Here is a 13,040-nt window from a genome sequence, read left to right as displayed (position 1 = left end):
GACCTGCCGCTGACCGGGGCGGGCGTGGTCGATCTGATTATTTCGACTCTGGGCGTGTTTGAGGTGAAGCCCGACGGCTCTGGCCTCGTGCTGGTCGAACTGGCCCCCGATGTGACACTGGCCGACATCGCCGCCCGGACACAGGCCACCTACGACGTGGCGCTGCGCTAAAGGTTGGAAGATTAGCCACGAAAAGCACGAAAAGAGCGGCGCCCTCTGGGGCCAGCAACTCTGACGCCTGCGTTCACGATTAAATTTCTATTTCATATTTGACACCATGCGGTCAGGGATATAGCTAGACAGCGACATTCCTGCGAGGTTACCCATGGATACGGTCATCTGCGAAAGCCCCGGCAAGCTGGTGCGCATTCAGCGCGACAAACCCGTGCGTCAGGCCGGTGAGGTGCTGGTGCGCGTGCGCCGCGTCGGCATCTGCGGCACGGACATGCACATTTTCCGCGGCACGCAGCCCTATCTCAGCTATCCGCGCGTCATGGGTCACGAACTGTCTGGCGAAGTGGCTGAGGCCCCGGAAGGTTCGACGCTCCACAGCGGCGATGTGGTCTATATCATGCCCTATCTGTCGTGCGGCACCTGCGCCGCCTGCCGCAAGGGGCGTCCCAACTGCTGTATGCAGATTCAGGTGCTGGGCGTGCACCGCGACGGCGGCATGACCGAATATATCAGCGTCCCCGAAGCCTTCGTCTTCCCGGCCACGGGCATCGGGCTCGACGAAGCGGCCATGCTGGAATTTCTCGCTATCGGCTGCCACAGCGTGCGCCGCGCGCAGGTGCAGCCCGGTCAGCGCGTGCTGGTCACCGGCGTTGGCCCCATCGGCATGGCGACGGCCCTCTTCGCCAAGCTGAAAGGCGCGGAGGTGACCGTTCTGGATGGACAAAACACGCGCGTCGAGGTCTGCCTGAAGACGCTTGGCATGGATCATGGGGTCGTGCTTTCGCCCACCACACGCGATGAGCTGTCGGCCCTGACCGAAGGCGACTTCTATGATGCGGTGTTCGACGCCACAGGCTCGCCCAAGGCCATTGAGGCCGGGTTCGGCTATGTCGGCCACGGCGGCACCTATGTGCTGATTTCGGTCGTCTCCGCCGACATCACCTTCAATGACCCGGAATTCCACAAGCGCGAAACCACCCTGCTGGGCAGCCGTAACGCCACGGTCGAAGATTTCGAAGAGGTGCTGAGCGCCATCCGCGCCGGCATGATCCCCACGGCCGCGCTCAATACGCACCGCGCGGCGCTGAACGACCTGCCCGATGTCCTGCCCGGCTGGACCGCGCCCGAAGCCGGGGTGATCAAGGCGTTGGTGGAGTTATAGAGCGGCATGATTTCATGCCACTCAAGCCGCCATTGAGGCGGCGGCCAAGGTGGCGGAGCCCGTACCCGGCGAGGGGCAAAGAAAAATTTCGATCATTATGTTTTACCAAACATAATGATCGAACCTTCACAGACTTTTTGTGATTTGTAACTGAACTTGACACAGTGCTGCCTTGCAATTGCCGCATCGCAGCATATATGATGCAGGTGTTCGATGCCTTGCATCGATTGCCCTTCCTGGGCGTTTCCTCCCTGTAAACTGGCCGCGCCGTGTGCGCGGCTTTTTTTTGCCTGTGACCAAAGGTCCGCGGGGCCTTTTTGACGCCGCAGCGCGAAACGGCTATCACATTACGAGTAAACCGATGGAATCGTAATGTCCGAACCGACCTACAGCGCGCCTGCCCTTGAAAAGGGCATTGAGATTCTTGAGTTTCTGGCCGGACGGTCGGGCCCGCTGAGCATCGGTGAGATCTGCGCCGGGGTCGGACGTTCCAAGGCCGAAATCTACCGCATGATCCTGACTCTGGAGGGCAAGGGCTATCTGCGGCGCGATATAGCCGGTCGCTACACCATGACCAGTCGCCTGTTCGACTTCGGCATGTTGTACCCGCCGCGCCAGAGCCTGATCGAGACGGCTCTGCCGCATATGCGCGCTCTGGCCCGCGACAGCGAACAGTCGTGCCACATGACCGTCCTGTCGCGCGAACACATCGTCGCCATCGCCCGCGCCGAAAGCGAGAGCATGACCGCCTTCGGGGTTAAGGTCGGCTTCCGCGCCCCGGCGGCCACGGCCACGTCCGGACGGATGATTTTCGGATTCCTGCCCCTGCGCGAACAGCTCAACTGGTATCACACCATGCGTGGCCGCATTGACCGCAGCGTCCTACGCGCCTTTCTTGACGAAGCGCGTGAAGCGAAACGTCAGGGCTATCTGGTGCGCGACAGTGCCTATACGATGGGGATTGTCGATCTGGCCGTGCCGATCTTCGCGGCCCGCTCAACCCACGCCGTCGCCGCCCTCATCGTGCCCTTCATGACGCACGTGGTCTGCCATATGGATAAGCCGCAGGTGCTGGAGCGCCTGCGCCAGACGGCGCAGGCCATTTCCAGCGAGCTGTATTAGATCGGCGTGAGCCCCTTAGGCCCGATGCCGAAACGCGCCGACTGACCCTTTTTCAGCGACAGCGGCAGGCTGTGACTGCCCAGCACCAGCGTCGCCTTTTCACCCAAGGCACTGCGGATCGTCACCTGATCCAGCGTCATGTCGGCCCAGTGGAGGTCCACCGTAAAGCCGCCGCGCGCTTTCAGGCCGGTAATGCGCCCCTTCGGCCAGGCGGTGGGAAGGGCCGGCAGCAGGATGATCTGATCGTCATAGGACTGCATCAGCATCTCGGTCATACCCGACGTGCCGCCGAAATTGCCGTCGATCTGGAACGGTGGATGGGCGTCGAACATGTTGGGGTAGGTGCGCTCCGGCCCCAGAAGCAGCTTGAGAATACTGTGCGCGCGCTCCCCCTCGCCCAGCCGCGCCCACAGATTGATGCGCCAGCCGATGGCCCAGCCCGTGGACATGTCGCCGCGCAGCTCCAGCGACTTTTTAGCTGCTGTCGCCAGTGCCGGCGTCTTGCGCGTGGTGATCTGATGCGACGGGAACAGGCCATAAAGGTGTGAGACGTGGCGATGGTGCAGGTCCGGCGCCTCCATATCCCAGTCGTCCTTCCATTCCTGAAGCTGACCGGCCTTGCCGATCTGGTTCGGCACCAGCTTTTCGCGCATGGCCAGAACCTCAGCACGGAAGGCCGCGTCGGTTTTGAGGATGTCGGCCGCCCGCGCCGTGTTGGTGAACAGGTCGCGGAGGATCTGCATGTCCATGGTCGGCCCGGCGCAGATCGAGGTGCCGAACCTGTGCTCGTTTTCCGGCGAGATAGAGGGCGCGGTAACCATGTAGCCTGAGGCCGGGTCCTTCACCAGCGTATCGAGGAAGAACTGCGCGGCGCCTTTGAGCAGCGGGTAGATGTGTTTCAGATAGGCCGGATCACGGCCATAGTCGTAGCGATCCCACAGATGCAGGCACAGCCACGCCCCACCCGTCGGCCAGGTGCCATAGAAGGCGGCATCAATAGGGGCCGTCGCCCGCCACAGGTCGGTGTTATGGTGCGCCACCCAGCCGCGCGCGCCGTACATGATCTTCGCGGTTTCGGCGCCGGTCACCGAAATCTCCTTCACCAGCCGCACCAACGGCTCGGTCAGTTCCGGCAGGGCCGTCGGCTCGGCCGGCCAGTAGTTCATCTCGGTATTGATATTGATGGTGTATTTGCCACCCCACGGGGCGTTCAGCTTCTCGTTCCACAGGCCTTGCAGATTGGCGGGCTGGGTGCCGGGTCGTGAACACGCAATCAGCAGGTAGCGGCCGTACTGATAATAGAGCGCCGCCAGCGCCGGATCATTGAGCGTCAGCGACTTCGCTATCCGTTCATTGGTCGGCAGATCGGCCACCTCGGTGCGCCCGAAATCGACGCTGACGCGATCAAACAAGGCCTTATGGGCCTCCAGATGCGCCGCATAAAGCGCCTCAAACGAACGGGTCGCGGCCTTGGCAATCTGGTCTTTGGTGATCGCGGTCGGATCACCCGACACATCCCGGAAGGATTTGTAGTTCGTCGCGGCCGCCATCAAGACCAGCGCGCTGTCGGCCCCGCTGACGACCAGCTCATCGGTGCCAGTGCTTTGCTGACCACCGCTCGCCACCACACGGACACGGCTTTCAAAGCGCAGCGCGCCTTCCTTGCCATTGTGACCGCCATTGCGCCCGGACAGCACAATCTCCTGCGGGCTCTCAATCGCCACGTCCCCGACCTGAGGGGTTTCAAATCCCAGTTGGAAGCTGACCTTGCCGGGTGTGTCGGCGCTCAGGCGCATCACCAGCACCTGAGCGACCGGGCTGATGAAGGTTTCGCGTGTGTAGGTCACACCATCCTGACGATAGGTAACGGTAGACAAGGCCTTGGTCAGGTCCAGTTCCCGACGATACCCACTGGCATTGGACGACGGCCCGAAGGTTAGGGTCAGCTCACCGATCGTCTGATACGACACCTGATTGACCGGTCTGGCCATGAAATTGGCGTCAATACGCCTTTGCGCCTCGAGATATTTGCCCTCAAAGATCAGCTTGCGGATCTCAGGCAGGGCCGCCGGGCCATCGGGATTGGCCGGCTGATACGGTGCGCCGGCGTACAGGGTATCCTCGTTCAGTTGCAGTCGCTCACGCGCCACGCCGCCAAACACCATGGCCCCCAGTCGCCCATTGCCCAGCGGCAGGGCCTCGGTCCATTCATTGGCCGGTTCACGATACCACAGGGTCAGGTCGTTGCTTGCGGTCGGACGGGTTTGCGCGGCGGCGACCTCCGGCACAAGGGCGGCCAGCGAAAGACCGGCGGATAACTTGAGTGTTTCACGACGGCTGAACGTCATTTTGGGGTTCCCTCTCTGTATTATGTTTTATGGAACAATAGCCGCTTCACGGGCGAACGGAAGTATCAAATGCGAAAAGCCAACCAAGGCAGTCATTTCGCAGCGTGGTTTTGCTGGATCAGTAGCTATCGGATAGCTGATCACACCTAAAGCCGCGCCATTCTGGTCAACCAAGCGGCACGCAATCGTTTTTATTTCCCCAACGGACGTTTTGCCCCTTTTCACGGCGGCAAAGCTCGGCATAGGTTGCGCCACCGGTGTCACAGACACCCCAAAACAAGGAAAGCCCCGGCACAGGGGCCATGCCCACACAGAGAAAAAGGAAACATCCGCATGACCGCCTCTGCCTCTTCGGGCGCGACGGGCCCGGTCACCCGCTATCGCTGGGTGATCTGCGCGCTGTTATTCATCGCCATCGGCATCAACTATATCGACCGGCAGATGATCGGCATCTTAAAGCCCACTCTTCAGGGTGAGCTTCAGTGGAGCGAAACCGACTATGCCAACATCGTGTTCTGGTTTCAGTGCTTCTATGCGGTGGGCTTTCTGACCTTCGGGCGCATTATTGATGCCGTCGGCGTGCGCATCGGCTATGCGGTGGCCTTTACCATCTGGACCATCGCCTCGATCGGTCACGGCCTGATCCACAGCGTCACGCAGTTCGCCATTGCCCGCTCGGTTCTGGGCTTCGGGGAGGCTGGCGCCTTCCCCGCCTCGCTTAAGGCCGTGTCGGAATGGTTCCCGCAGAAGGAACGCGCGCAGGCCGTCGGCATCTTCAATGCGGGCACGGCCATGGGCCCGATCATCACGCCCTTGCTCGTCCCGGCCATTACGCTGGCCTTCGGTTGGCGCGCGGCCTTTATCTCCATCGGCATCGTAACGGCTCTATGGCTGGTGGCATGGATGATCATGTACCGCCGCCCGCAGGAACATCCGAAGGTGTCGCCCGCCGAACTGGCGCACATTCAGTCCGACGATGCGGCCCCCACCGAAGCCGCCGCGCCCACGGCGAAAATCTCGTGGTTCAAGCTGCTGACCTTCCGTCAGACCTGGGCCTATGCGCTGGGCAAGTTCCTGACCGATCCCATCTGGTGGCTCTATCTGTTCTGGCTGCCCGACTTCCTGCACAAGCGCCACGGCCTTGACCTCAAGACCTTCGGGCCGCCGTTGATCGCCATCTACATTCTCGCCGATTTCGGCTCGGTTTTCGGGGGCTGGGCGTCGTCAAAGCAAATCAAGTCCGGGCGCACCCCCAATGCGGCGCGCAAATCGACCATGCTGGCCTGTGCGCTGCTCGTGACGCCCATCTTCGCGGCACAGTTCGTCGATAATCTCTGGGCCGCCGTGGCCATTATCGGTCTGGCCGCCGCCTCGCACCAGGCGTGGTCGGCCAACCTGATGACCCTGCCTTCGGACCTCTTCCCCAAACAGGCCGTGGCCTCAGTCATCGGCATCGGCGGCATGGCCGGAGCCATCGGCGGCATGCTGATGACCACCTTTAATGGGTATATCCTTGAGTTCTTCAAATCGTATCAGCCGATCTTCTTCGTCGCCGGCTCGGCCTATCTGATCGCCATCCTCGTCATCCACACCCTGACGCCCAAACTCGAAAAGGTCCCCGAAGAGAAGATTTTGAAGGCGTAAAAAAAGGCCCGCTCCGATGGGGAGCGGGCCTCTTTCTTATTGGTGCCGCAGGGCCTTGCCCGGCTCGGTCGAAGCGCTGCTGAGTGCCAGCCCCCCCACCGTCCCCAGCGCGATGGCCAGAGCCGCCGCTGTGGCGATAAGGAAGAAGAGCGGGCTGATGCCGATGGCGTCGTCGAACTGCGACAGCCACTGCCCCAGAGCCAGCCACGCCAGAGGCCAGGCGATGACGCTGGCGATCAGCACGGGGCGCAGGAATTGCAGCGTCAGGAGCCTCACCACCTGACTGCGCGACGCCCCCAGCACCTTGCGCAGACCGATCTCACGCGCCCGGCGCGAGGTATTGAACGCCGCCATGCCGTAAAGCCCGATACAACCGATCAGCGCCGCCACCCCGGCCCCGACCCCGAACAGGTTGGAGCGGTCGCGTTCGGGCTTATAATATTTGTCGAGGTTCTCATAGGCGGAGGTGACTTCGAACGGCACGTCCGGCGCGATCTGACGCCACGCCTTGCGCAGGCGTTCGCGCATCACGCTTTCGCTGACACCTGCATAGCGGACAAAGCCAACCGGATTGTAAGACACATGGGCATCGAACATGTACAGCTTGGCCGGAATAGGTTCCGACGGGTGATAGAAGCGCGCATCTTCGACCACACCGACGATGCGCACCGTATGATCGGCGAAGCGCGCCGTCTGACCCACAGCCGCCTGTGGCGACTTAAGGCCCAGCCGCTGCACGGTTAACCGGCTGACGATGACATTGGTGAGCTTTTTAGCGTCGGCCTCAGACTCGTTCTCTTCCCAGATCTGATCCTCGGCAAAACGCGGATCGAAATAGCGCCCGGCCACCAATTGAATCCCGATCAGCTCGAAATAGCCCGGCCCCACTACCGACCAGTTGACCGTCGGCGACTCGGTCAGCTTATCGCGCTGTCCTGGCAGGACGATATTGGAGTTGTTGACATTACTCTGATCGCCGGGAATGGCGTTGGCGATGGTCACCGCTGTGACATTGGGCAGGGCACGCACGGCGGCCTGAAAGCCCTCGCGCTGTGCGGCATTGATATTGACGTCACGGATCGAATTGACCAGCAGCAGGCCGTCGCGTTTGAAGCCGAGATCGGCCGACTGGATATGCTCGATCTGCTTGATGAAGCCGAGCATTAGGGTAAAGGCCATCACCACTGCCGCAAATTGCAGGATGACGAGGCCTTCACGCAGACGCATCCCCAGACGCCCGCCCGCTGGCGTACGGCTCGACGCCAGCACCTGCGCCGGCTTGAAGGCCGACAGGGCAAAGGCCGGATAAAGCGCCGCAACCAGACCGGCCAGCAGCACCACGCCCAGAAGCCCGGCCAGCCACGCCCCGTCCTTCACGTAGTCGAGCGACAGCGACAGCCCACCGGCGGCATTGATCAGCGGCAGGGTCAGTTCGACCAGAGACAAGCCGACGATAAAGGCCACCAGCAGGGTCAGCAAAGCCTCCCCCAGAAATTGCAGGCGCAGGGCCGAAGGACGCGCCCCCAGTGTCTTGCGCACCGCCACTTCACGCGCCCGCAGGCCGGCCCGCGCCGTCGCCAGATTGACGTAGTTGATCAGGGCCAGCCCCAGCGCCACCACGCCGACCAGACCCAGCGTGACGATGGCCGCCTTCTGCTTGGGGTCAATCAGGTGCATGTCGGCCAGCGGCACCAGCACCAGCTTCATCAGGCTGCTGCCCTTGGTGCCGGGGCCGAAGGTGTCGCCCACCTGACGGTCGGTAAAGGCGTCCATCTGGGCCTGTAAGGCGCGCGCCTCCGCCGGTTCCTTGAATTTGAGGAAGGCCATAAGCTGCACGGAGCCCCAGTGATGCCAGGTGCTGGTCTCCATCGCCGTGCGTTGCGGCGTAATGCGCCGCATCAGGCCCAGCTTCAGATCAGCATTTTTCGGCAGGTCGCGGATCACGGCGCTGACCACATAGGGTTTGCGCCCCTCGGCGTCGCTGAGCGTCAGGGTCTTGCCCACCGCGTCCGCCGTGCCGAAATATTTGCGTGCCTTTTCCTCGCTGATGACCACGCTACCGGGATCATTCAGCGCGCTGGCCGCATCGCCTTCGCGCATGGGAACGCCGAAAAAGCTCAGGAACTCCGGATCGACCAGTTCGATCTGCTCGGCATAGACGTCTGACCCCTTGTGCACCGTGACCGGGTTGGACCAGTCGCGCACCGTGACCAGCTGCGGATAGCTGGCCTTCAGTTCCTCGGTCAGGCCGCCCATGGCCCCGATACGCACCTCATCGGTCATGCCGGGGAAGAAGTAGCGGGTGCCGACGGTATAGATTTTGGCGCGTTCGGGGCTCCAGCTCTCATAGCCGGTTTCAAAACGCACCAGCAGGCTGAGCGCGATGAACACGGCGATGCCGAGGCTGAGGCCCAGAAGGTTGAGGCCGCCATAGAGGGGATGTCGGGTGAAGGAGCGCCAGAAGGCGATCAGGACAGAACGTAACATGGGAAACTCCCAAGCACTTTCCGAAAAGTGGGACGCGCTTTTCGGACTAAAAGTGCGTTAAAACTTAAAGCATTTGAGCGACGGAGGCCACCAGCTGCCCGTCGAGAATATCGACGCGACGGCTGGCCTGATCGGCGTGGCTGGGCGAGTGGGTGACCATGATGATGGTCGCCCCGGAGGCATTCAGCCCCTTGAGGATGTCCATGACCTGCGCGCCGTTTTCGGTATCGAGATTTCCCGTCGGTTCGTCGGCCAGGATCAGGTCGGGATTGCCGACAATGGCGCGCGCAATGGCGGCGCGCTGCTGCTGACCGCCCGATAACTGATGCGGGAAGTGGCGGGCGCGATGGGCGATGCCTACGCGGTCCATGGCCGTTTCGATGGCCTGACGGCGCGAGCCCTTCTGCCCCTGACGATAGAGCAGGCCCAGCTCGATATTTTCATAGATGGTCAGATCATCGACCAGATTGAAGCTCTGAAAGATGAAGCCGAGATGGCGGGCGCGGTGCTGCGCCAGCTTCGCTTCACTGAGTTTGGCCAGATCGACCCCGTTGAACAGATAGGCCCCGGAGGTCGGACGATCGATAGTCCCCAGCGTATTGAGCAGGGTCGATTTTCCGCAGCCCGACGGCCCCATAATGGCGACGAATTCGCCCTGACGGATGGTCAGGTTGATATTGTGGAGGGCCGTGGTTTCGATCTCATCGGACCGGTACAGGCGGGAGACGTTTTGAAGCTCAATCATGAATGCGAGTCCGATTTGATGTGGAGATATTGCGTATTGCGCAGGTTGGAGACCCCGGCAGTAACGATGCGTTCGCCGGGTTTGAGGCCGCTGAGGATTTCGACCTGTTCGGGGTTGCGGCGGCCCACCGTGACGGCGCGGCGGCTGGCCTGATCGCCCTTCGCATTGAGCACAAACACCCACGCCCCGCCCGATTCCGTCAGCCAGCTGCCCGACGGGGCCAGAATGGCCGGCGTCGTCTGACCCAGCCTCAGGCGGATATCGACGGTTTCGCCGCGTTTGAGATCGGCGGGCGGCGGCGTGACAAACTGCAATTCGGCCACGACGCGGCCATTGGTCACCTGCGGGAAAACTTTTGAGACGGCGACGCTGACCGTCTGACCGTGCAGGCTGGCCTCGGCCTTCTGCCCTTCGGACAGGCGTTGCAGGTAGAATTCATCGACCTCGGCGCGCAGCTTGTAGCTGCCTTCGGAATCGACCTGCGCCACCGCGTCACCCTCCTTCACCGCCTGCCCCGGCCTGAGGCTGAAGGCGGTGAGGCGGCCCTCTGCGGGCGCCGCGATGGTCAGGGCGTCGAGGCCGCGACGCACTTCGCCCAGATTGCGGCGCAGGTCCTGCGCATTGTCCTGCACCTGACGACGCTGACCGGCATAGAATTGCGCGTCGGGCGTCTGAGCGGTCTTCAGCGCCGCCACGCGCTGACGCTGATAGGCGACCTCATCGGCATAGGGTTTGACCGCCGCCGCATTGATAAATCCCTTGTCGAGCAGGGTCTGACGCTTCTGATATTCCTGTTCGGCGCGGCTGAGGGCATAGGCGGCATCGGCCAGCGCCTGTTCGCGGTTTTCCTGCGCCGTTTTCAGCGCCATCAGCTGATTGGCATTGTCGGCCAGCCGCGCCGAAATATCGGCTTCGCGCCCCGACACATCCAGCGTCAGGGCCGGATTGACCAGATAGACCAGCGCCTGCCCCTTGGTCACGCGGTCGCCGTCGCTGACTGCCACGGCCTGCACGCGACCGGCGGTCGCCGCCGTGATATAGACCGTATCGAGCGGCACGGCTTCGGCGCGCAGCGGCACATAGTCCTGATAGGGGGCGCGCACCACCTCCCCCGTTTCGAGGGTACGCGCCTCGACCGTTACCGTGCCCGCCTGCGGCAGGGTCAGGTAAAAGGCGAGGCCCGCCGTGGCAATGACGACGGCGACAGCGGTGATCTGAAACGGACGGCGGCGATACCAGGGCTTGGCGCGCTTGCGGTCCATGGCGGTGGGGGAAGAAAGGACGTTATCGGGCATGTTAAAACGCTAACACAGAGTTTTCAATTCATATAAATAATTCATTTTGCTTGATTTTTGTCCATTTTTGCCCTCAAATCAGGATTGAAATCGCCCCGCAGGTGTCCGAATCCGAACATGCCTTCCGAAGCCGAAACACCCCCTCTGACGCGCGCCGTCTTCCTTGATGACGACCCCGATATTCTGGCCGCGGCCGAACTGGTCCTGACGCGGCAGGGCTTCACCTTGCGCACCGCCCAGTCGCCGGATGAAGCGCGCGCCCTGCTGGAGGCCGAGACGCCGGACGTGCTGCTGCTCGATCTCAACTATCGGCGGGGCGATACGTCGGGCGAAGCGGGGCTGGCCTTTTTGCAGGAACAGCTCAGCAAGACCCCGCACCTGCCGGTGGTGGTGGTCACCGGCCATTCGGGCATGAGCATCGCCATTCAGGCCATGCGGCTGGGGGCGCAGGATTTTGTGGTCAAGCCGTGGAACAATGACCGGCTGGTCGCCGCCTTGCGCGCCGCGATTGAGACGCCACCGCGCGTGCCCGCCGACCTGCCGCCGCAGGACCTCAATCTGGAGCGCTCGGAGCGTGAACTGATCAAGGCGGCGCTCAGCCGGCATCAGTTCAATATCTCTCATGCCGCCAGAGACCTTGGCCTGACGCGGGCGGCGCTGTACCGGCGCATGGAAAAACACGGTCTGTGACGCATGGGATCTCATCGCATCTGGCTCAGCATTATCGCGCAGGTAGGCGTCTTCGCCCTGGGGGTCGGGCTGTGGCTGGCCCTCAGTGAGGGCTATTACGCCACGGCGCTGGTCTGCGGGCTGGCCGCCGTCGGACTGGCTGTGGCGGGCGTCAACAGCCCGGCCTTCCATCTGGCGCGTGAACGCCTGCGCGCCCGGCTGAGCCCCGCACCCATTTTTACGGCGGAGTTGGGGCGCCGCCGGCTTCAGATGCTGCTCGATCAGGCCCCATCGCCGCTTTTGCTGCAAACCGATGACGGGCAGATCATCGCCGTCAATCGCGCCGCAAGGCAACTGTTCGGCGTCGCCTACGCCCTGCCGCTGGCGGTGCGCCGCACGCTTGTGGGCGATGGCGGCGACCTGTTCGCACCGGGGCAGCAGATCGTCTGGGAAGGCCGCACCTTTGCCGTTCAGCACAATGAGCTGATTGAGGATGAGCGCACCTCGCAACTGGCCATTCTGACTGATATTTCCGCCGATGTGCGCGCCGCCGAAGCCACGGCTCTGCGTGATCTGCTGCGCGTGCTGAACCACGAACTGATGAACGCCCTGACGCCCGTCGCGTCGATGAGCAAGAGCGCGCTCGACCTGCTCAACGACGATACGCCGCAATCGCGCGAACTGGCCATCAAGGCGCTTGAGCGGGTGGTGGCGCGCACCGAAGGCCTGCACGATTTCATCAATGCCTATCGCGCCCTGACCCGCCTGCCGCCGCCCAGCCTGCAACCGGTGCGCCTGTCCGAATGGCTGGATGTGCTGCACGAAAGCTTCACCGCCCAATGGAGCGACAAAGGCGTCAGCCTGCTGTGGGAAGTGCCCGCCGAAGACGCCCTGATCCGCATGGACGAGGACCAGATGTGGCTGTGCGCCGGGAACCTGCTCAACAACGCGGCGCAGGCGGCACTGGAAAAGGGCGGCGACCCCAAGGTGCGCCTGCACGCCACCGCCGGGGACAACAGCCTGACCGTGGTGATCGAGGATTCCGGTCCCGGCATCCCGGCCGAACATGGCCGTCAGGTCTTCATGCCCTTCTTCACCACCAAGGCGACCGGCACCGGGGTGGGCCTCAGTCTGGCGCGCCAGATCGTACAGGGCCACGGCTCGGACCTCAGCCTGCTGCCGCTCAGTCCCGGCGATCCGGACGCCCTTGGGGGGGCCCGTTTCGCCTTTAGTCTGTCTAAAATTTAGATCGGTATGACTTTTGATGGAACCGTAATTCAAGCACCTCCCCTGATTTCAGGGGAGGTGGATTTGACGCCGCTCAGGCGTCAAAGACGGTGGGGTTAAATACCGCTGCTTTAACCCCACCCGGCCCTTCGGGCCACCCTCCCCTG

The 13,040-nt window shown here is 62.6% G+C and carries 10 protein-coding genes; 5 read left to right on the top strand and 5 right to left on the bottom strand.

What is annotated here, in order from left to right:
• The first annotated feature begins 325 nt into the window (after window positions 1-325).
• Together Q0072_RS14090 and Q0072_RS14085 are read left to right on the top strand one after the other, a co-directional pair.
• Window positions 326-1,336 carry a zinc-binding alcohol dehydrogenase family protein gene (locus Q0072_RS14090; protein WP_298331291.1) on the top strand — a complete coding sequence of 337 codons (1,011 nt, stop codon included), beginning with the start codon at window positions 326-328 and terminating at the stop codon, window positions 1,334-1,336.
• A gap of 372 nt (window positions 1,337-1,708) precedes the next feature.
• Window positions 1,709-2,458, top strand: a complete 750-nt coding sequence (locus tag Q0072_RS14085) for an IclR family transcriptional regulator (protein WP_298331289.1) — start codon at window positions 1,709-1,711, stop codon at window positions 2,456-2,458.
• Here the strand turns inward: Q0072_RS14085 and Q0072_RS14080 are convergent.
• Window positions 2,455-4,806 (bottom strand): glycoside hydrolase family 95 protein, encoded by a 2,352-nt coding sequence (locus Q0072_RS14080; RefSeq protein ID WP_298331286.1) that lies wholly within the window; start codon window positions 4,804-4,806, stop codon window positions 2,455-2,457. The two genes, Q0072_RS14085 and Q0072_RS14080, sit on opposite strands and share 4 nt — an antisense overlap.
• Window positions 4,807-4,833: 27 nt before the next feature.
• On the bottom strand, window positions 4,834-5,049 hold the full coding sequence (locus Q0072_RS14075) for a hypothetical protein (protein ID WP_298331284.1): 216 nt from the start codon (window positions 5,047-5,049) through the stop codon (window positions 4,834-4,836).
• Between the two features lie 90 nt (window positions 5,050-5,139).
• Between Q0072_RS14075 and Q0072_RS14070 the strand changes: the two genes are divergently transcribed.
• Window positions 5,140-6,450: an MFS transporter gene (locus tag Q0072_RS14070; protein WP_298331282.1), complete on the top strand. Its 1,311-nt coding sequence runs from the start codon at window positions 5,140-5,142 to the stop codon at window positions 6,448-6,450.
• Between the two features lie 36 nt (window positions 6,451-6,486).
• Here the strand turns inward: Q0072_RS14070 and Q0072_RS14065 are convergent, their stop codons facing one another.
• The 3 genes from Q0072_RS14065 to Q0072_RS14055 all read right to left on the bottom strand — a co-directional run bounded on the left by Q0072_RS14065 (window position 6,487) and on the right by Q0072_RS14055 (window position 10,977).
• Entirely contained in the window at window positions 6,487-8,937 is a 2,451-nt protein-coding gene (locus Q0072_RS14065; protein WP_298331280.1) for an ABC transporter permease, read from the bottom strand.
• A gap of 64 nt (window positions 8,938-9,001) precedes the next feature.
• Entirely contained in the window at window positions 9,002-9,682 is a 681-nt protein-coding gene (locus Q0072_RS14060; RefSeq protein ID WP_013480861.1) for an ABC transporter ATP-binding protein, read from the bottom strand.
• Window positions 9,679-10,977, bottom strand: coding sequence for an efflux RND transporter periplasmic adaptor subunit (locus Q0072_RS14055; RefSeq protein ID WP_298331276.1), 1,299 nt, complete (start codon window positions 10,975-10,977; stop codon window positions 9,679-9,681). Before Q0072_RS14055 ends, Q0072_RS14060 begins: the two co-directional genes overlap by 4 nt.
• A gap of 117 nt (window positions 10,978-11,094) precedes the next feature.
• Between Q0072_RS14055 and Q0072_RS14050 the strand changes: the two genes are divergently transcribed.
• Complete coding sequence (locus tag Q0072_RS14050; RefSeq protein WP_298331275.1) at window positions 11,095-11,667, top strand: response regulator; 573 nt, start codon at window positions 11,095-11,097, stop codon at window positions 11,665-11,667.
• A gap of 3 nt (window positions 11,668-11,670) precedes the next feature.
• On the top strand, window positions 11,671-12,894 hold the full coding sequence (locus Q0072_RS14045) for an ATP-binding protein (RefSeq protein ID WP_298331273.1): 1,224 nt from the start codon (window positions 11,671-11,673) through the stop codon (window positions 12,892-12,894).
• The last annotated feature ends 146 nt before the right edge of the window (window positions 12,895-13,040 follow it).

The sequence above is a fragment of the Asticcacaulis sp. genome (assembly GCF_027484505.1).
Lineage (GTDB): Bacteria > Pseudomonadota > Alphaproteobacteria > Caulobacterales > Caulobacteraceae > Asticcacaulis.
Note: the sequence above shows the minus strand (reverse complement) of the source record. Positions and strands in the feature narration are given on the sequence as shown.

Bases quoted from the DNA above. Each gene is read 5' to 3' on its own strand.
- Q0072_RS14090 (WP_298331291.1), top strand. From the start codon at position 326: ATGGATACGGTCATCTGCGAAAGCCCCGGCAAGCTGGTGCGCATTCAG.
- Q0072_RS14085 (WP_298331289.1), top strand. From the start codon at position 1,709: ATGTCCGAACCGACCTACAGCGCGCCTGCCCTTGAAAAGGGCATTGAG.
- Q0072_RS14080 (WP_298331286.1), bottom strand. From the start codon at position 4,806: ATGACGTTCAGCCGTCGTGAAACACTCAAGTTATCCGCCGGTCTTTCG.
- Q0072_RS14075 (WP_298331284.1), bottom strand. From the start codon at position 5,049: ATGCCGAGCTTTGCCGCCGTGAAAAGGGGCAAAACGTCCGTTGGGGAA.
- Q0072_RS14070 (WP_298331282.1), top strand. From the start codon at position 5,140: ATGACCGCCTCTGCCTCTTCGGGCGCGACGGGCCCGGTCACCCGCTAT.
- Q0072_RS14065 (WP_298331280.1), bottom strand. From the start codon at position 8,937: ATGTTACGTTCTGTCCTGATCGCCTTCTGGCGCTCCTTCACCCGACAT.
- Q0072_RS14060 (WP_013480861.1), bottom strand. From the start codon at position 9,682: ATGATTGAGCTTCAAAACGTCTCCCGCCTGTACCGGTCCGATGAGATC.
- Q0072_RS14055 (WP_298331276.1), bottom strand. From the start codon at position 10,977: ATGCCCGATAACGTCCTTTCTTCCCCCACCGCCATGGACCGCAAGCGC.
- Q0072_RS14050 (WP_298331275.1), top strand. From the start codon at position 11,095: ATGCCTTCCGAAGCCGAAACACCCCCTCTGACGCGCGCCGTCTTCCTT.
- Q0072_RS14045 (WP_298331273.1), top strand. From the start codon at position 11,671: ATGGGATCTCATCGCATCTGGCTCAGCATTATCGCGCAGGTAGGCGTC.